Consider the following 17,706-nt stretch of genomic DNA (forward strand, 5'->3'; position numbering starts at 1 on the left):
TCGCGCCATGTTTCCGATCCGAGACCATAACCCTTCGGGGCGTACTCCGTTTGTTGTTTATGCCCTTATGGCTGCGAACATCCTGATCTTCCTCAGCTATGTGGGTGTCATGGAGGATGCGCGGCTGATCAATCAGCTTTATGTTGACTACGCGGTCATTCCTGCCCGGATAACTGACGGCTATGGATTCGAGACACTCGTGACGTCAATGTTCCTGCATGGGGGCTGGATGCATCTGGCGGGAAACATGCTGTTCCTGTGGATATTCGGCGACAACCTCGAAGACGAAATGGGGCATGTGCTGTTTCTCGTGTTCTATCTGCTGGCAGGAATCGGAGCAGGGTTGATTCACGTCTTTTCGGCACCGGATTCGGTGGTGCCAACAATTGGCGCGTCCGGAGCGATAGCCGGTGTCATGGGCGGCTATCTTCTGCTTTTCCCAAAAGCGCGCGTAGATATCCTGTTGATTCTGATCGTCTATATCCGGATCTTTACCATCCCGGCCTTTATCATGCTGGGTGTCTGGCTGGGCCTGCAATTCCTTGGCAGCCTCTCCAGCAATCCCGATGAAGGTGGCGTTGCCTATTGGGCGCATACCGGAGGGTTCTTTGTTGGGCTGATCCTGTGCATCCCCCTATGGCTCAGGCGCGGAGGGACTGGGTTCTGGAACCGCACCCACGGCCATCCACCGCATCCGGAACACAAGTACAAACTCTCGCAATCGCGCATCCCCAAAGTGCCGCGCAAATAATCAAGCGTCAGCTCTTGGGTAGCCTACCGCCGCTCAGTTGGGTGATCTCTTGCGCCGCGCGCATGACCAGATCGCCCAATTCGGGCGCGCGTTCGCGGCTGAACCTTACGGTCGGTCCGGATACCGAGATACCGGCGCAAGGCTCAGCCCTGTCATTGAAGATGGCCGCACCAATGCAAGACATACCTTCATACCGTTCTTCGTGATCGTAAGACCAACCTCGGGTACGAGTTTCAGCCAGATCTGCATACAAGCCCGAAGCGGGCAACTTCGTATTTTCAGTGAAAGCAACCGGATCAACCCGGCCCAGAACTTTGCCTAAACTCTCTTCGCTCAACGCAGCGAGAATAGCCTTTCCTGTACCGGACGCATACATGGGCGTCCGCGCACCGGGTGGAAAGAAGGCCCGGATGGGGTTCTGAGTTTCGACCTGCCCGACAAAGACCACCTCTGCTCCATCGGGTACGGCCAGATTTGCGGTCTCACCGCTGTCTTGCATCAGACGCCGCAGGATCGGCCTGCCGATTTCCAGAACGCTGTTGCGCCGCAGAAAAGACGCACCGGTCCGATAGGCTTCGATTCCGACCAGCCATTCCTGCCGTTCCTCATCAAAGGATACGAATCCGTGTTTTTGCAGTGTCACAAGAATGCGATGCGTGGTGGCCGTCGGTACATCGACCTCGCGGGCAAGATCGCTTAGCGCGACGCGCTCTAGCCGGGCAACGGTGGTAAGTACGCTCAGCGCCCGATCCAATGATTGCATGGTCCCGGCCGAACTTTCTTTAAACAGCGATTTGGGTCTGCCGCGCGGTCGCTTTTGCTTTTCCATTTCTCATCTGGCTTTCGGACTTTCCCCCGAAAACCCGAACCAATTTTTCTGGCCCGGAATTCTCAGAGATCATTTTGATAAACTGAATTCCTATCCGTTTCAGCACCTTATCAATTTAACAGATAAAATGAAAATATTTTTCAAGAAAATTGCAACACACAACCGTTCAAGCGACACTTGGGTCCAAAGCAGAGGATTGAGTTATGTCGCATCAAAACCCGGTCTTTATCCCAGGCCCAACCAACATTCCTGATCGTTTGCGCCTTGCCATGCAGGTTCAGACGCAAGACCATCGCGCCCCGGATTTCGTTGAAACCTTCGCCCCGGTACTGGAAAACACAAAACAGGTTTTCGGCACCACCGAAGGCCAGATAATCACTTTTCCAGCCAGCGGAACGGGCGGTTGGGAGGCAGCGATTACAAATACGCTCAGCCCCGGTGACAAGGTTCTTGTCGCCCGCTACGGCGTCTTCAGCCATCGCTGGATCGATCTGTGCGAAAGACACGGGTTGGACGTTCAGATCGTTGAATGCCCATGGGGAACAGGCGCGCCAGCCGACAGGTTCGAGGCGATCCTGTCCGCGGATAAAGCGCATGAAATCAAGGCCGTATTGGTGACGCATAACGAAACCGCGACAGGTGTGCGTTCCGATATCAGCGCTGTGCGCGATGCGATGGATGTGGCACATCACCCGGCCATGATGTTTGTGGATTGCGTGAGCTCTCTGGCCTCAATGCCGTTCGAGTTTGACCGGTGGGGCGTGGATATTGCGGTCTCGGGGTCGCAGAAGGGGTTCATGCTGGCCACCGGCATGGCGATCCTGTGCGTCAGCCCCAAGGCTCTGGCTGCAATGGATACCGCCCAACTGCCCCGCACCTTCTTTGATTTCCGTGATATGATGTCGGCAAATGCGTCTGGCGGCTTTCCCTATACTCCGCCTTTGCAGCTGATCTACGGTATGCGCGAAAGCCTTAAGATGTTGTTCGAGGAAGGGTTGGACAATGTCTATGCCCGCCACACCCGTCTGGCCGAAGGTGTGCGCCGCGCGACTGCGGCCTGGGGCCTGAAGTTGGTCGCACAATCTCCTGACCTCTACTCGGATACCGTCAGCGCCATTTTTGTGCCCGAAGGCTTCGACAGCAACGAACTGACTGACCATGCCTTCAACACCTATGGGGTATCCTTCGGCATTGGTCTGGGTGAGTTGAATGGCAAAGCGTTCCGCATTGGCCACTTGGGCAGCCTGACCGATGTTATGGTCCTGTCGGGGCTGGCCACGGTCGAGATGGCCATGGCCGATCTGAACTACCCGGTGAAGCTTGGCAGCGGGGTTGCTGCGGCGCAGGAATTCTATCGCGCCAGCTCAACCAGCCACGCAAAAGCCGCAGCTTAGGAAGGACAGTCATGTTGGATCAAATCCCCGTCGCCGAACTGACCTATGCCGACGTACAGGCTGCGCACGAAAGGATCGGGCCGCACATCCGACGCACACCGGTAATGACCTCGGACTATCTGAATGAACTGACCGGCGCGCAGCTGTTCTTCAAGTGCGAGAACTTTCAAGAAGCAGGTGCATTCAAAGTGCGCGGTGCCAGTAATGCGGTCTTCGGCCTAAGCGATGAAATGGCGACCAGCGGTGTTTGCACCCACTCAAGCGGGAACCACGCCCTGTCGTTGTCATATGCGGCGGGTCGCCGGGGCATTCCATGCAATGTGGTGATGCCGCGCACCGCGCCGCAGGCCAAGAAAGACGCGGTACGACGCTTTGGTGGTACGATCACTGAATGTGAGCCATCCACCTCTTCCCGCGAGGCAACGTTTGCCGAGGTGCAGGCCCGAACAGGCGGAGAGTTCGTGCACCCGTACAACGACCCTCGTGTTATCACTGGTCAGGCCACATGTTCGGCTGAGCTACTGGAACAGACCGATGGCCTGGATGCAGTGATCGCGCCAATCGGCGGTGGCGGGATGGTCTCGGGCACCTGTCTAACGGTCTCGAATCTTGCACCGGACACCGCGATCTATGCGGCTGAGCCTGAGCAGGCGGACGATGCTTATCGATCCTTCAAGGCGGGTCATATCATCGCGGACGATGCCCCCAAAACGGTGGCAGACGGGCTGTTGGTCCCGCTCAAGGAAAACACATGGCACTTTGTGTCGAACAATGTGACCGACATCTTCACCGCGTCCGAGCAAGAGATCATCGACGCAATGAAACTCACCTGGAAATACTTGCGCGTGGTGATGGAGCCGTCTTCGGCCGTTCCGCTGGCCACCATTCTCAAGAACCCCGACATCTTCCGGGGCAAACGCGTCGGCGTCATCATCACCGGCGGCAACGTGGATCTGGATAAGCTGCCCTGGCTGAAAGGGTAAGGAGAAACAGGATGAACAAACCGATGAACAGTGATCAATTCGAAGTTGGCTATGACATTCCTGCCGCGATCGGCATGGATGAATCCGAAATCCAGACTCCTTGCCTGGTCCTTGATCTGGACGCGCTCGAGCGTAACATCAAGAAGATGGGCGACTATGCCAAGGCACATGGGATGCGGCACCGGGTGCATGGCAAGATGCACAAATCCGTAGACGTCGCGAAGCTGCAGGAACAATTGGGCGGCGCAGTCGGCGTCTGCTGCCAAAAGGTTTCCGAGGCCGAGGTGTTTGCGCGCGGAGGCATCAAAGACATTCTGGTCTCGAATCAAGTGCGGGACCCGGCCAAGATTGACCGTCTGGCGCGCCTGCCGAAGCTTGGTGCACGCACAATCGTTTGCGTCGACGATGTGGACAACGTCGCTGACATTTCTGCTGCTGCCGCTAAGCATGGCACTGAATTGGAGGTTTTTGTCGAGATCGACTGCGGCGCGGGCCGCTGTGGTGTCACCACGACCCCCGCCGTGATCGAAATCGCCAAGGCGGTTGAGGCCACCCCTAACCTGAAATTTACCGGCATTCAGGCCTATCAAGGCGCGATGCAGCATCTGGATACGTATGAGGCACGCAAAGAAAAACTGGATACCGCAATCGCCATGGTCAAGGATGCCGTCGACGGATTGAAGGCTGAAGGGATCGAATGCGAGCTGGTTTCGGGCGGCGGTACGGGGTCTTATTACTTCGAAAGCAACTCGGGCGTTTATAACGAGCTGCAGTGTGGCTCTTATGCCTTCATGGATGCTGATTACGGTCGGATTCTGGACAAGGACGGTCAACGGATCGATCAGGGTGAATGGGAAAACGCCTTGTTCATTCTGACCAGCGTGATGAGCCACGCCAAAGCGGACAAGGCAATCTGCGATGCGGGTCTGAAGGCCCAATCAGTCGATAGCGGCCTGCCCTTCATCTTTGGGCGGGACGATGTGGAATACCTGAAGTGCTCGGACGAACACGGGGTGATTGGCGATCCGGATGGGGTGCTGAAGGTCAACGACAAGCTGCGGCTGGTGCCCGGCCACTGTGACCCGACCTGCAACGTTCATGACTGGTACGTCGGTGTGCGCGGCGGCAAGGTTGAAGCCCTTTGGCCGGTCTCTGCCCGTGGCAAGGCCTATTGATCAACAGATGAATGCAGGGGCGGACGTTTAGCACCGCCCTTTCTAATGCCATCAAAAAGAAAGACAAACGCGATGATCATCGTTCCTGAAAAGGAAATCGGCGCTCTGTTAGGCCGACAGGAAAGCTATACTGCGGTTGAGCAGGTATTTGCCGCGATGGCGGCTGGGGATGCCTACAACTTCCCGGTCGTGCGCGAGGCCATAGGTCATGCGGATGCGCTCTATGGGTTCAAGGGCGGGTTTGATCGCGAGGGCATGAACCTTGGCCTGAAAGCAGGCGGGTATTGGCCAAACAATCTGGAAACGCACGGGCTGATCAATCACCAATCCACCGTGTTTTTGTTTGATCCAGATACGGGTCGCGTTCGGGCCATCGTTGGGGGCAACCTGCTGACCGCGCTGCGCACGGCTGCAGCCTCGTCGGTTTCGATCAACCATTTGGCACGCAAGGATGCCAAGGTGATCGGAATGGTTGGCGCCGGGCATCAGGCGACATTCCAATTGCGCGCGGCATTGGAACAGCGGGACTTTGAGAAAGTCATAGGCTGGAACTTGCATCCAGAAATGCTGCCAAATCTCGAAAAGGTCGCGGCTGAAGCGGGGCTGCCTTTTGAAGCTGTGGATCTGCCCGGCATGGTGCAGGCGGACGTGATTATCACCATCACCTCCTCCTTCGCGCCAACACTGATGTCCGAGCACGTCTCCGACGGCACACACATCGCATGTATGGGCACCGATACCGTCGGTAAGCAAGAGGTCGCCACAGACCTGATCGCGCGCGCAAGCGTCTTTACCGACGAGGTCGCGCAGGCCGTGACATTGGGTGAAAGCCAGCATGCCGTGGCTGCCGAAATGAAAGCCGAAGGCGATATCCGGCAGATCGGAGAGGTCATTAACGGGACCCTTCCCGGGCGTGTGTCCGAGGCTGAGGTGACCGTGTTCGACGGTACTGGCGTGGGGCTGCAAGATCTTGCGGTGGCCAGCGCGGCAGTTGATCTGGCGGTCCAGCAAGGGATCGCGATCGAGGTCGACTTCTAAACCAAAACGCGCGCCCGGACCGGACGCGCGTACCATGATCAAATGACCGGGGTTGAATATCAGCCCCGAATTACCTTTGCGAAATTGTCAAAGATCGGCTCATTGGCGCAGATCACTTCGCCATCCTCAAGCACGCTGCCTTCGGGGTTCAGCGCCTGAACAAAGCCGCCCGCCTCTTTCACGATGATGATGCCTGCGGCCAGATCCCAGGCGTTCAGGCGACGCTCCCAAAAGCCTTCGTAACGACCGGCGGCCACATAGGCCATGTCCAGCGCGGCAGCACCCCAGCGACGAACACCTGCACAGGCAGGCATCAGACGGGCCAGGTCCTGCAAGGTCGCAGGCAGGTCCGAACGGCCACCGAATGGCAGACCTGTCGCGAAGATCGACTCGATCATGCGATGGCGGCCCGACACACGGATGCGCATGTCGTTCATCCACGCACCTTCGCCTTTTTCGGCAAAGAACATCTCATCCTTGGCAGGGTCATAGATCACACCCGAAACGATCTTGCCCTTATGTTCCAACGCGATTGAAACGGCCCAGTGCGGCAGCCCGTGCAGGAAGTTGGTGGTCCCATCCAGCGGGTCGACGATCCAGCGACGAGTCGGGTCTTCGCCGTCAATCGCGCCGCCCTCTTCGGCCAGCCAACCATAGGTCGGACGGGCACCCAGCAATTCCTCTTTCAGGATGGCTTCGGCCGCGATATCGGCCTTCGACACAAAGTCGCCCGCACCTTTCATCGACACCTGCAGGTTCTCGACTTCACGAAAATCCTTGACCAGAGAACGCCCCGCCTTACGCGCGGCCTTGATCATGATGTTGAGATTTGCACTGCCAACCATTTTCCAAAGGCTCCTGTCCGGTCAAGCCGCGCGTATACTGGGGCAACGCGCCCTTGCCAAGAGGAATGATGCGCATGGCTGATCTGCGTCCGGTGTTATTGAGTCTGAAGCTTACGCGCCTCGGTCCGCGCCAGTTTCACCAACTCTTGCACAAAGGGTTTTTCAAGGTCTTCGCTGCGGACCGCAGCATATAACCTGCGGGTAATCCCATCTTTGGTAAGCGGGCGCGTGACGTAGTCCGAGCTATACTTTACCTCGCGCACCACCCAGTCCGGAAGAACGGATATGCCCCTATTCGAAGCCACCAACAACAAGATCACAGCGGTCAGTTCAACCTGTCGGATGGTGGCAGGCTCGACCCGGGCCGGGATCAGCAACTGACTGAAAACATCCAACCGGGTTCGTTCGACCGGGTAGGTAATCAGTGTCTGACCTCGGAAATCTTCAGCTTCGATATAGGGCTTTTCAGCCAATGGATGCGAAGACGCCGCGACAAATACGGCCTGGTAGTCAAAGAGTTCGACAAATTCGACACCCGGCAGATCTTCGGGGTCAGAGGACACCACCAGATCAACCTCTTCCTTCTGCAAGGCGGGCAACGCGTCGAATGCAAGGCCCGGGCGGATATCCACATCAACGTCTGACCAGGATTTACGGAAAGCTTCAAGCACCGGAAACAGCCACTCGAAACAAGCGTGACATTCGATCGCAATGTGCATCCGACCGGTGCGACCGTCGCGCAGCGATGAAAACTCATCCTGCATCGCCTCGACCTGAGGCAGAATTTGTTCAGCGAGCCGCAGCAGCCGCAAACCAGCCGCCGACAACTTCATCGGCTTGGATCGACGTAAAAACAGCTCGACCCCGGCCTGATCTTCCAACCCCTTGATCTGGTGACTTAGTGCGGATTGCGTGATGTTTAGCTGATCAGCTGCACGCGCAAGCCCACCGCATTCGTGGATGGCTTTGATCGTCCGTAAGTGGCGAAATTCGATATGCATTACTCACGCAACTCATGTTGTTGTTGAACAATATGAGTTTGTCTCACGATGCATCTGATGGCACAAGGGCATAAATGACAGCTACGAGGCCACCATGACCAAGCCTGAGATTTCATTCGAGTTCTTCCCGCCGCAGACTCTGGAGGCCTCGTTTCGCCTTTGGGATACGGTTCAGACCTTGGCGCCGCTGAACCCACGGTTTGTATCGGTGACCTATGGTGCTGGTGGTACAACACGTGAGTTGACGCGTGATGCAGTTGCAACCTTGCACAAATCCTCGGGGCTGCCTGTTGCTGCGCATCTGACCTGTGTCGATGCCTCGCGTCAGGAGACGCTTGAGATCGCAGACACATTCGCGCGCGCAGGCGTTCAGGATATCGTTGCCCTGCGTGGCGACCCCCCTAAAGGTCAAGACCGGTTCGCCCCCCACCCTGATGGTTTCACCAACTCGGTAGAACTGATTTCTGCACTGGCCGAGACCGAGATGTTCAGCATCCGTGTCGGCGCCTATCCGGACAAACATCCAGAAGCAAGCAATGCCCGCGCTGATGTGGATTGGCTAAAGGCCAAGCTGGATGCGGGCGCGGACGAGGCGTTGACCCAATTCTTCTTCGAGGCTGAAACCTTCTTCCGGTTTCGCGATGCCTGCGAAAAAGCTGGGATCGACAAGCCTATCGTACCGGGCATTCTTCCCATCGAGAACTGGAAGGGTGCGCGTAACTTTGCAAAACGCTGTGGCGCCCACATTCCCGACTGGATCGAGAACGCATTTGACAAAGCAATCCGGGACGATCGCGAAGATCTTCTGGCGACGGCGCTATGCACCGAACTCTGCTCGGACCTGATAGAAGGCGGCGTGGACAAACTGCATTTCTATACGCTCAACCGACCTGAGCTTACTCGGGATGTCTGCTTTGCCCTGGGCATTACACCCCAGACCGAATTGCAGAACGTCGCCTGATCCCACTGTTTTTGCGCTTGCCCTGTATCGCCGGGCATGGCAGTCGTCTGCCATGCTCATTTGCGACAACCGCTGCGCAGGCGACAATCTCGATATGCACCCGTCAACTGTTGCCCTACCTCAGTCTAATTCCTGAAAAAATTTGACAAAAATGTGATCAATGGCAATCTGACCCCGTTGTAGTTTTAATGAGTGTTTTGAGTATGAAGCCAGTGAGCAAGGTACAGGCTCGGGCCGAAGCGTTGCAGGTTCTTGGTCTGCCCCCAAATGCAAACGCAAACGAGATTCGTGAAGCCTGGCGCAAAATCGCGTTCCACGATCATCCTGATCATACCGACGGTGATTATTCCGGTTTTTCGGATGCTAAATCAGCCTATGATTTTTTGCGTAAAGAAGGGATGACACGCAAAAACGGTGTAGATTCTTCTACACCGCGTCGTCCTCGTCTGAAGAAACGCGTAATCGAACTGGCCGCAGATGAAATCAAAGCTTGTCACGATCTGTTAAAACCCGAACGCGCGCTGAAGGATTTATCGGAACTAGGTGAAACGGACGCCGCCAAAAGTGCCCGCGACTCTTCGGACCATGTTCCTGATGCAATCGGATGCTTCGGGCGCGATCTTACCTACTTCGTTGCATCGTCAGTCTGCGAAGGGTCTAACCGCGTTGCATTGCCAACCTCGGTCCTTTCCGGCTACCGCAAGTCAGAAACAGAGATTCTGACCTTTCGGTCCAAAGGCTCGGGCTCCGGTGAGATTGTCATTCCTGACCCGATACGCGAGAGAAAATTTCCCGGTGCCAAGAGTGTAACAATACGGTTCGAAGCGGATCAACACATGCGGGATATGTTCGAGTTGGCGGGGTGAGAGAACCCGCCAACGAAAAAAGCCCGGCCTTAGTGGCCGGGCTTTCTTTCATTAATCGGAATCAGTTGGAAATTGGGCCTTCTGATGTGAATTTTGGGATCACGCTGGTCGAAGCGGCATCCCCTTCGATTCCGGGCCAGTTGCCTTCCGCCAGGTCGATGTTGGCCGGAACATCCTCTTCCCAGAAACCAACAACAACATCAGTGATGTTCAGATAGAGCTTGTCATCGACAATACGCCACAGATTTGGGTTGCCCGGAACCTTGCCGCCTTTCGATACACCATAGGCGCAGTGGCCATCATATTGCGGAGCGTAAAAGGCCGGGTTCTCCAAAAACTTGTCACGGTTTTCTTCGGTCGCAAACGCCCAGGTTACACCATTATAGTCTGCGGTGATGTCGGCCCGACCGCGAACGGCCTCGGGTTGCGACTGGCCTACGGGCACCTGATCCAGGCTGCGGTAAGCAACAACGTCGTATCCCGATACGGCAAATCCGGTGCCATCAACATATTGTTCTCCGGCGAACGCGGGCACGGCAAAAGCCATCGTCGCGGCAAGGGTCAGCGCAAAGCGTTTCATGTGATTGGTCCTCATGTCCTTACGGTTTCTGGTCACCCGAACTGCGGGTCTGGTCAAACAATAGGTAATTTTGGCCCGGCGCGAAGACCCCCTCGCGCCGCTGTGAAAACCAGAGGGGTTTTGTGAGGTGAACGAGGTGCAATGTTACAAATATCTCGCCACATCCGGGGTTGGACTTTGAGTTTTGCAATATTAGCTGTGAAGGCGGCGCGTTTTGGCCAAATGATGCAGAAAGGCAAAAGATGAGCGAACAATCCACTTACACACCCCCAAAGGTCTGGACTTGGGACAGCGAAAGCGGAGGACGCTTTGCCAATATAAACCGGCCCATAGCTGGTGCGACCCACGAAAAGGAACTTCCGGTCGGAAAGCACCCGCTTCAACTGTATTCGCTCGCCACCCCGAACGGCGTCAAGGTTACGGTCATGCTGGAGGAGCTTTTGGCATTGGGCCATTCCGGGGCCGAATACAATGCGTGGCTGATCAACATCGGTGAAGGTGATCAGTTCAGCTCGGGCTTTGTCGGGGCCAATCCTAACTCGAAGATACCGGCGCTGTGGGATCATTCAGGTGAAACACCTGTGCGCGTTTTCGAGAGCGCCTCCATCTTGCTGCATCTCGCCGAGAAATTCGGTGAGTTTCTGCCCGCCAGCGGTGCCGAACGGACAGAAGTGATGAACTGGTTGTTCTGGCAAATGGGCAGCGCGCCATATCTGGGCGGTGGCTTTGGCCACTTCTACGCTTATGCGCCTGAGAAATGGCAATATCCGATCGACCGTTTCGCGATGGAGGCCAAACGCCAGTTGCATGTGCTGGAACTGGAACTTGCCGATAAGCCTTATATTGCAGGTCAGGACTATACGATCGCCGACATGGCGATCTGGCCGTGGTACGGGCAGCTTGTTCTGGGCCGTCTATACGATGCGGCAGAATTCCTGGATGTCGAAAGCTATGAAAACGTGATGCGGTGGGCCAAAGCCATCGATGCTCGCCCCGCCGTTCAGCGCGGCCGGATGGTCAATCGTGCGTTTGGAGAGCCGCATACGCAGTTGCACGAACGCCATGACGCCAGCGATTTTGAGACCCGCACGCAGGATAAACTGGAAGCGGCGGATTAACGTCCTGCGCTACTTCAATATTGGGGGCCGCTCGGGATCACTGCCCGGCGCGGCCCTTTCCATTTGGGGCGCTTGAGGCTGGGGCAAATCGAACCGCAGCCCAACCTTTGCCAAGGCAGAAGTAGCCGGATCCTGCACTTCAAAAAAGCCAACATCCAGCGCTCCGGCCTCGATCCCCGAAAAGGTCAATGCCTCGGATACGGCGCGTGCAAGCGCTGGCTGCGCGCCTTCGACCGCCGAAACAAAACCCAACAAATGACCCTGCCCCCCATCCTCGGTCCTTGTTCCAACCAGAAACGCCGCTGCAGCCAGACCTGCAGCCGTCGCCAACTTTGCATCAAGCGCGGTCAACAGAACATCTGGCAAACCGGAGGGCGGATAGAATTCGGCAAGTCGCTGCTTCACCTCCTTTGGACCATGCTGCAGCGTGTCAGACAACCAACCGAGCGCTTCAGCGGGGATCAACATCGACGACGGTGCAACATCAAGGTTCAGACCCAGCCCGACCCCCTGCCCCGACAACATCCCTGAAAGAACACGACCTGACAGAGCGACATAGGGGACCGGTCGAGCCGCAAATGCCGCCAGTCGTTCCTCAAGATCAAACACCAGAACAAAACGACCATCCGCCACATCGAACAGCTCGGGCGAAATGCTTTCATCCTTCGCTTCCTCGGTCAGCATCAGGAACAGCTCGCTATCGGCCAGTCTTTCGAAAAAGCGTAGTCGAGCGTTGTCGTCTTCCGGGGCCGCCTGCATGGAGTTATGTGCAGCATCCAAAGCTGTGGCTTCAGTCATTCAGAACCTCATTCACCCGTTTCTGTAGCACCGGCAACAGCTCGGCCTCGAACCAGGGGTTTTTCTTCAGCCAAGCCGTATTGCGCCAGGACGGGTGAGGCAAGGCAAAGACGCGCGGTGCATGGTCTCGCCAAAGGCTGACGGTCTCGGTAACCGGTGTTTTTACGCCAAGATGATATTTATGGGCATGACCCCCGACGAGGATCGTCAACGGTACTTCTCCCAACGCAGCCATCACCTTGTCATGCCAGGTGCGCCCGCATATCGGCGGCGGAGGCAGGTCGGCCTTGCGCTCATTGTATCCGGGGAAGCAAAACGCCATCGGCACGATGGATACGCGCGAACGGTCATAAAATGCGTTCTCATCCAGTCCCAGCCAATCCCGTAGCCGGTCACCCGAAGGGTCGGTGAAAGGCTTCCCTGAAGCATGGACGCGCGCGCCCGGTGCCTGACCTGCGATCAAAATGCGCGCACCGGGGCGAAACCAGACCACCGGGCGCGGCTGGTGCGCAGTCGTGGTCTGCGCGAACCTATCCGCGCACAAACGGCAGGCTTGGATGTCCTCAATCAGCGATTTCATCGGATCAACAGGCTTTTGCAATGTTCATCGATGAAGATAGGCATCATCTACCCTCGAGCCAATGAAACCGTCCTTGCAACACATCAATGTCATGAACGCGGATGCGCATTGATCATTTGTTTCATATTTCGACATAATGTGGCCAACATGGATCGGTAGCACACCGATCCTCAAACCGTCAAAACCCCGAGCGATCTGCAGGCCGCACATGCTGGAATTCGAAAATGTCAGCAAGTCTTTCTGGACCGGAACCCGCCGCAAGGTGATTCTGGATCGGGTCTCGTTCCGGGTTGAGCTTGGAACATCTCTTGGCGTGCTGGCCCCGAACGGAACCGGCAAGACCACGTTGATCAACATGATGGCAGGGCTGGAAAAGCCCGACGAAGGCGTGATTCGGCGCGACTGCCGCGTATCCTTCCCCATGGGCTTTGCAGGAGGTGTGGCCAAGCGCCTGTCCGCGCTGGAGAACGCACGCTATATCGCGAAGATCTACGGCATGGATCCCGACTATGTCGAAGCCTACTGCAAATGGCTGTGCAACTTGGGTGAGTATTTCGACCAGCCGCTCGGAACCTATTCGTCCGGAATGCGGGCCCGGTTTACATTTGCACTGATGCTGGCCCTGGATTTCGATATGTATCTGATCGATGAGGGGATGCCCTCGACAACCGATGTCGAGTTCAACAAGAAGGCGGGCGACATTCTGAAAGAGAAGCTGCGGACAACGACTTTGGTGATCGTATCGCACAACCCTTCGCTTCTTGAAAAATTCGCGCGGCAGGCTGCGGTTTTGGTAGACGGCCAGCTTTACATGTTTGAAACCTTGGAAGAGGCAAAGCAGCTCTATGACTACCAAACCCAAGGCTAGGAAATACAATCCCGACCGCACGGCACGCGGTTCTGGCACTGCCGAGGCACGCTCGGACGCCATTTCGCGCATCCGAAAGGCGACCCAAGGCACAGACTCGGCTGACGACACTCAGCAACCGGGCAACGAGTTGGATGCGATCAAACGCGAAGGTCTGACAGGGCGGCAATTGCGCGTCGCGCGGCGTTTGGCGCACAAGAACGGGCTGGCGGCGACGTCTGACTACGATGCGGTCCGGCTGTTACGAAAGAAAGGAATTGATCCGTTTCAGCGCACAAACCTGCTTGATCTGGCAGCTCCTGACCAAGGTAAGCCAACTGGTGATGACGCCGCGCAAGACAATATAAAGATTCACCTGCCGCAAACGACCAGGGACTCGCAGAAGAACCTGCCAGGACCCGAACTCAGCCCGGCCGAACGTCGTGAATATGAAATCGGGCAGATCCAGAAAGACATCGCCCGCCGCCGCCGCCGCAAGCTTGCCGGGCTATTCGCACGATTGACGGTGTTCGTATTCATTCCAACGTTTATCGTGGGCTACTATTTCTATCGCGTGGCGACGCCGATGTATGCCAGCGACTCGGTGTTTTCGATCTTGCAAGCGGATGGCGGCGGTGCCTCGTTCGGTGGATTTCTGGCGGGCACGCAGTTTGCGACGGCGCAGGATTCCGTGTCCACTCAGGAATTTCTGGAATCCAAGGATGCATTGGAACGGCTTGAGCGTGATGTCGGATTTACTGAGTTTTTTCGGCAGGATTGGATAGACCCGATCCAACGATTGCCGACTGATGCGACGCTTGAAGAAACCTACAAGCTTTATAAGCGTATGATCACAATCGGATATGATCCTAGTGACGGCGTCATCCGAATGGAGGTCGCAGCGCCGAGCCCCGAGATAGCGGTCGATTTGTCCAGGCGGCTTATCTCTTACGCGGAAGAGACCATCAATGGTCTGACTGAATTGAAACGCGAAGACCAGATGCGCGATGCCTTGGCGAGTTTTGAGGCTGCGCAAGAGGCACGCAGACAGGCTCAGGAAGACCTGATCGAACTGCAGCTACAAGGTGCGATACTGGACCCGCAAAGTGTGATCGCCAGCCTGCGAGGAAGGATCGATCAGTTCGAATTCGAGCTGCAGGACAAAGAACTACAATTGGCCGCGCTTCTCGATAATACGCGCCCCAACCAGGCCAAGGTGGATGGTACACGGGCGGATATCGCGCGGCTGCAAGCGGTCCTTGATGAGTTGAATGCCGAGATGCTGGATGTGTCGGCGGGCGAAAATTCGCTGGCGCGTTTGAGCGTGCGAATCCAGATGGCTCAGGCCGATCTGGCGGCGCGTGACATGATGCTGCAAACGGCAATGCAGCAAATGGAAGCCACGCGGACCGAGGCCAATCGGAAAGTGCGGTATCTGACCGTCTCGGTGAACCCGGTCGCCAGCCAGGAACCCAGCTATCCGCGCAAGTTCGAAAATACGATTTTGGCATTCCTGTTATTTGCTGGTATCTACCTGATGATCTCGCTTACCGCGTCGGTCCTTCGTGAACAGGTATCCTCGTAAGACTCATGAAACATGTAAAAATAGCCGACCTGACGGTTGGCAACGACCTTCCGCTGACAATCATTGCCGGCCCTTGCCAGCTTGAAACCGCCGATCACGCCCAAATGATCGCCGGCACCATGAAAGAGGCATGCGACGCCGTAGGTGCGCAATATGTGTTCAAGGCCTCGTATGACAAAGCCAACCGGACCTCGCTGTCCGGCAAGCGCGGCATGGGCATTGAGTCCGGGCTGCAGGTGCTGGAAGATATCCGCAAGACCATGGGCATACCGGTACTGACCGATGTCCATACCGAGGCCCAATGCGCGATCGCGGCTGAGGCCGTCGATATTCTGCAAATCCCTGCGTTTCTGTGTCGTCAGACGGACATGCTGCTGGCGGCGGGCAATACCGGCAAAGCGGTCAACGTAAAAAAAGGGCAGTTTCTCGCCCCGTGGGAAATGCCCAATATCGTTACTAAGATCGAAAGCACTGGCAATCAGAACATCCTGCTGACCGAGCGTGGAACTTCGTTTGGCTACAATACGCTGGTCGCGGACATGCGATCGCTGCCGCAGATGGCGCAAACCGGATATCCGGTCGTCATGGACGCGACACACTCGGTGCAACAGCCCGGCGGCCAAGGTGGTTCCTCGGGTGGACAGCGTGAGTTTGCGCCGGTGATGGCGCGCGCCGCTGTATCTCTGGGCGTCGGAGCCGTTTTCATAGAAACCCATCAGGATCCCGACACCGCCCCCTCAGATGGGCCGAACATGATCCCTCTGAATCAGATGGGCCATCTGGTTGACACATTGATGCAATTTGATGCACTGGCCAAAGAAAACCCAATTCAGATTTAACGATTGAGATTTGTGATGACCAAGCCTTTGCCTGAGGTGACCCCTAACACCTGGAGCTTTCTGCGCGATCCGATGATCAAGCCCACGGGCTTTCGCGAATATGACGCGCGGTGGAAATACCCCGATGAGATCAATCTGCCAGGCATGACGGCCCTGGGTTTGGGTCTGGGCACACAGATGCACAAACGCGGGATCGAACCCGTGATTGCAGTGGGAAATGACTATCGCGATTATTCCCTGTCGATCAAAAACGCGCTGATCGTTGGGCTTATGCAGGCGGGTATTCAGGTGAAGGATATCGGCCCAGCGCTCAGCCCGATGGCGTATTTTGCGCAATTCCATCTGGACGTACCGGCGGTTGCGATGGTCACGGCAAGCCATAACCCGAACGGTTGGACCGGCGTCAAAATGGGCTTTGACCGCCCATTGACCCACGGCCCTGATGAAATGTCGGAACTGCGCGACATCGTCTTGAATGGGGAAGGCGTCGCGCGCCCGGGCGGGTCATATGAATTCGTCGACGGTGTGAAAGAAGCCTATATCGACGATCTGGTCGGTGACTTCATAATGTCACGTCCGCTGAAAGTGGTCTGCGCCACTGGAAACGGTACCGCCGCCGCCTTCGCGCCCGAGATTTTCGAAAGGATCGGGGTTGAGGTTGTGCCCAGCCACACACGGCTGGATTACACATTCCCCAATTACAACCCGAACCCGGAAGCCATGGAAATGCTGCATGACATGTCCGATACAGTCAAATCCAGCGGCGCGGACCTGGCGCTAGGGTTTGATGGTGATGGCGATCGTTGCGGTGTTGTGGATGACGAAGGCGAAGAGATATTTGCCGATAAGGTCGGCGTCATCATGGCCCGTGATCTGGCCAAGCTGCATCCAGGTTCGACCTTTGTAGCCGATGTGAAATCCACTGGGCTGTTCGCCAGCGATCCCGAGTTGCAAGCGCTTGGGGTCAAAGCCGACTACTGGAAAACCGGCCATAGCCATATGAAGCGCCGGGTCAAGGAAATCGGTGCGCTGGCTGGGTTTGAGAAATCGGGACACTATTTCTTGGCGGAACCGGTCGGGCGCGGATACGACTGCGGAATGCGCGTGGCGGTGGAAATCTGCAAACTGATGGACCGCAACCCGGACAAAAGCATGTCAGACCTTCGGAAAGCACTACCAAGGACATGGTCGACGCCCACCATGTCTCCGTACGCAGCGGATACGGAGAAATACGATATCCTGCAGCGCCTGGTCGGCAAATTGGTTGCCAAAGCCGACGCCGGCGAACACTTCGCAGGGCGGGCTATCAAAGAGGTCGTGACCGTCAATGGAGCCCGGGTCATTCTGGACAATGGCAGTTGGGGACTCGTCCGCGCGTCATCCAATACACCCAATCTGGTCGTCGTCTGCGAAAGCAGCGAAAGCGAGGATGAAATGCGCGCGATCTTCGCAGATATCGACGCCGTCATTCGAACTGAACCCGGCGTGGGCGAATACGATCAGACAATCTAAATGA

18 protein-coding genes are annotated in these 17,706 nt (G+C 56.5%); 12 read left to right on the plus strand and 6 right to left on the minus strand.

The features are described from left to right. Positions 1-7 precede the first annotated feature (7 nt). Positions 8-751 carry a rhomboid family intramembrane serine protease gene (locus ACR0JG_RS01345; RefSeq protein WP_480567292.1) on the plus strand — a complete coding sequence of 248 codons (744 nt, stop codon included), beginning with the start codon at positions 8-10 and terminating at the stop codon, positions 749-751. 7 nt (positions 752-758) lie between these two features. Here ACR0JG_RS01345 and ACR0JG_RS01350 read toward each other — a convergent pair whose 3' ends face one another. Continuing rightward, positions 759-1,580: an IclR family transcriptional regulator gene (locus ACR0JG_RS01350; RefSeq protein WP_480567295.1), complete on the minus strand. Its 822-nt coding sequence runs from the start codon at positions 1,578-1,580 to the stop codon at positions 759-761. A 203-nt stretch (positions 1,581-1,783) separates the two neighbouring features. Between ACR0JG_RS01350 and bhcA the strand changes: the two genes are divergently transcribed. The 4 genes from bhcA (at position 1,784) to bhcD (ending at position 6,170) form a co-directional block, all read left to right on the plus strand. Then, positions 1,784-2,974 (plus strand): L-aspartate--glyoxylate aminotransferase BhcA, encoded by a 1,191-nt coding sequence (gene bhcA, locus ACR0JG_RS01355; RefSeq protein ID WP_480567297.1) that lies wholly within the window; start codon positions 1,784-1,786, stop codon positions 2,972-2,974. An 11-nt stretch (positions 2,975-2,985) separates the two neighbouring features. Continuing rightward, positions 2,986-3,957 carry a beta-hydroxyaspartate dehydratase BhcB gene (gene bhcB / locus ACR0JG_RS01360; RefSeq protein WP_480567299.1) on the plus strand — a complete coding sequence of 324 codons (972 nt, stop codon included), beginning with the start codon at positions 2,986-2,988 and terminating at the stop codon, positions 3,955-3,957. An 11-nt stretch (positions 3,958-3,968) separates the two neighbouring features. Continuing rightward, a complete protein-coding gene (gene bhcC / locus ACR0JG_RS01365; protein ID WP_480567301.1) occupies positions 3,969-5,132 on the plus strand; it encodes a 3-hydroxy-D-aspartate aldolase BhcC in 1,164 nt (387 codons plus the stop codon). 72 nt (positions 5,133-5,204) lie between these two features. Continuing rightward, a complete protein-coding gene (gene bhcD, locus ACR0JG_RS01370; protein WP_480567302.1) occupies positions 5,205-6,170 on the plus strand; it encodes an iminosuccinate reductase BhcD in 966 nt (321 codons plus the stop codon). Between the two features lie 59 nt (positions 6,171-6,229). Here the strand turns inward: bhcD and ACR0JG_RS01375 are convergent, their stop codons facing one another. Together ACR0JG_RS01375 and ACR0JG_RS01380 are read right to left on the minus strand one after the other, a co-directional pair. Beyond that, positions 6,230-7,015: an inositol monophosphatase family protein gene (locus tag ACR0JG_RS01375; protein WP_170392295.1), complete on the minus strand. Its 786-nt coding sequence runs from the start codon at positions 7,013-7,015 to the stop codon at positions 6,230-6,232. A 95-nt stretch (positions 7,016-7,110) separates the two neighbouring features. After that, entirely contained in the window at positions 7,111-8,016 is a 906-nt protein-coding gene (locus ACR0JG_RS01380) for a LysR family transcriptional regulator (protein ID WP_170564044.1), read from the minus strand. A gap of 94 nt (positions 8,017-8,110) precedes the next feature. Between ACR0JG_RS01380 and metF the strand changes: the two genes are divergently transcribed. Continuing rightward, positions 8,111-8,977 (plus strand): methylenetetrahydrofolate reductase [NAD(P)H], encoded by an 867-nt coding sequence (metF, locus tag ACR0JG_RS01385; RefSeq protein ID WP_170609018.1) that lies wholly within the window; start codon positions 8,111-8,113, stop codon positions 8,975-8,977. Between the two features lie 203 nt (positions 8,978-9,180). Continuing rightward, positions 9,181-9,843, plus strand: a complete 663-nt coding sequence (locus tag ACR0JG_RS01390; protein WP_480567303.1) for a J domain-containing protein — start codon at positions 9,181-9,183, stop codon at positions 9,841-9,843. Between the two features lie 61 nt (positions 9,844-9,904). Here ACR0JG_RS01390 and ACR0JG_RS01395 read toward each other — a convergent pair whose 3' ends face one another. Next, entirely contained in the window at positions 9,905-10,423 is a 519-nt protein-coding gene (locus tag ACR0JG_RS01395; RefSeq protein ID WP_170392303.1) for a YHS domain-containing (seleno)protein, read from the minus strand. A gap of 242 nt (positions 10,424-10,665) precedes the next feature. On the opposite strand from ACR0JG_RS01395, the gene yghU reads away from it, so the two are divergent. After that, a complete protein-coding gene (gene yghU / locus ACR0JG_RS01400) occupies positions 10,666-11,541 on the plus strand; it encodes a glutathione-dependent disulfide-bond oxidoreductase (RefSeq protein WP_480567305.1) in 876 nt (291 codons plus the stop codon). Positions 11,542-11,550: 9 nt separating this feature from the next. Here the strand turns inward: yghU and ACR0JG_RS01405 are convergent, their stop codons facing one another. Beyond that, positions 11,551-12,339, minus strand: coding sequence for an SseB family protein (locus tag ACR0JG_RS01405; protein WP_480567306.1), 789 nt, complete (start codon positions 12,337-12,339; stop codon positions 11,551-11,553). Further along, positions 12,332-12,919: a uracil-DNA glycosylase family protein gene (locus ACR0JG_RS01410; protein WP_170420647.1), complete on the minus strand. Its 588-nt coding sequence runs from the start codon at positions 12,917-12,919 to the stop codon at positions 12,332-12,334. The genes ACR0JG_RS01405 and ACR0JG_RS01410 overlap by 8 nt, the downstream gene beginning before the upstream one ends. A gap of 208 nt (positions 12,920-13,127) precedes the next feature. Here ACR0JG_RS01410 and ACR0JG_RS01415 point away from each other — a divergent pair, with 208 nt between their 5' ends. Genes ACR0JG_RS01415 through ACR0JG_RS01430 form a run of 4 tightly spaced genes read left to right on the plus strand, consistent with a single transcriptional unit; the run spans position 13,128 to position 17,702 of the window. Then, on the plus strand, positions 13,128-13,787 hold the full coding sequence (locus ACR0JG_RS01415) for an ABC transporter ATP-binding protein (RefSeq protein ID WP_170392311.1): 660 nt from the start codon (positions 13,128-13,130) through the stop codon (positions 13,785-13,787). Further along, complete coding sequence (locus tag ACR0JG_RS01420) at positions 13,765-15,351, plus strand: KpsE/RkpR family capsule polysaccharide export protein (protein WP_480567308.1); 1,587 nt, start codon at positions 13,765-13,767, stop codon at positions 15,349-15,351. The genes ACR0JG_RS01415 and ACR0JG_RS01420 overlap by 23 nt, the downstream gene beginning before the upstream one ends. A gap of 5 nt (positions 15,352-15,356) precedes the next feature. Continuing rightward, on the plus strand, positions 15,357-16,190 hold the full coding sequence (gene kdsA, locus ACR0JG_RS01425; RefSeq protein WP_480567309.1) for a 3-deoxy-8-phosphooctulonate synthase: 834 nt from the start codon (positions 15,357-15,359) through the stop codon (positions 16,188-16,190). 15 nt (positions 16,191-16,205) lie between these two features. Then, complete coding sequence (locus tag ACR0JG_RS01430) at positions 16,206-17,702, plus strand: phosphomannomutase/phosphoglucomutase (protein ID WP_480567310.1); 1,497 nt, start codon at positions 16,206-16,208, stop codon at positions 17,700-17,702. The last annotated feature ends 4 nt before the right edge of the window (positions 17,703-17,706 follow it).

This window comes from Ruegeria sp. AD5 (assembly GCF_056542345.1).

Coding starts and splice junctions, on each gene's coding strand:
- ACR0JG_RS01345 (WP_480567292.1), top strand. CDS start 8: ATGTTTCCGATCCGAGACCATAACCCTTCGGGGCGTACTCCGTTTGTT.
- ACR0JG_RS01350 (WP_480567295.1), bottom strand. CDS start 1,580: ATGGAAAAGCAAAAGCGACCGCGCGGCAGACCCAAATCGCTGTTTAAA.
- bhcA (WP_480567297.1), top strand. CDS start 1,784: ATGTCGCATCAAAACCCGGTCTTTATCCCAGGCCCAACCAACATTCCT.
- bhcB (WP_480567299.1), top strand. CDS start 2,986: ATGTTGGATCAAATCCCCGTCGCCGAACTGACCTATGCCGACGTACAG.
- bhcC (WP_480567301.1), top strand. CDS start 3,969: ATGAACAAACCGATGAACAGTGATCAATTCGAAGTTGGCTATGACATT.
- bhcD (WP_480567302.1), top strand. CDS start 5,205: ATGATCATCGTTCCTGAAAAGGAAATCGGCGCTCTGTTAGGCCGACAG.
- ACR0JG_RS01375 (WP_170392295.1), bottom strand. CDS start 7,015: ATGGTTGGCAGTGCAAATCTCAACATCATGATCAAGGCCGCGCGTAAG.
- ACR0JG_RS01380 (WP_170564044.1), bottom strand. CDS start 8,016: ATGCATATCGAATTTCGCCACTTACGGACGATCAAAGCCATCCACGAA.
- metF (WP_170609018.1), top strand. CDS start 8,111: ATGACCAAGCCTGAGATTTCATTCGAGTTCTTCCCGCCGCAGACTCTG.
- ACR0JG_RS01390 (WP_480567303.1), top strand. CDS start 9,181: ATGAAGCCAGTGAGCAAGGTACAGGCTCGGGCCGAAGCGTTGCAGGTT.
- ACR0JG_RS01395 (WP_170392303.1), bottom strand. CDS start 10,423: ATGAAACGCTTTGCGCTGACCCTTGCCGCGACGATGGCTTTTGCCGTG.
- yghU (WP_480567305.1), top strand. CDS start 10,666: ATGAGCGAACAATCCACTTACACACCCCCAAAGGTCTGGACTTGGGAC.
- ACR0JG_RS01405 (WP_480567306.1), bottom strand. CDS start 12,339: ATGACTGAAGCCACAGCTTTGGATGCTGCACATAACTCCATGCAGGCG.
- ACR0JG_RS01410 (WP_170420647.1), bottom strand. CDS start 12,919: ATGAAATCGCTGATTGAGGACATCCAAGCCTGCCGTTTGTGCGCGGAT.
- ACR0JG_RS01415 (WP_170392311.1), top strand. CDS start 13,128: ATGCTGGAATTCGAAAATGTCAGCAAGTCTTTCTGGACCGGAACCCGC.
- ACR0JG_RS01420 (WP_480567308.1), top strand. CDS start 13,765: ATGACTACCAAACCCAAGGCTAGGAAATACAATCCCGACCGCACGGCA.
- kdsA (WP_480567309.1), top strand. CDS start 15,357: ATGAAACATGTAAAAATAGCCGACCTGACGGTTGGCAACGACCTTCCG.
- ACR0JG_RS01430 (WP_480567310.1), top strand. CDS start 16,206: ATGACCAAGCCTTTGCCTGAGGTGACCCCTAACACCTGGAGCTTTCTG.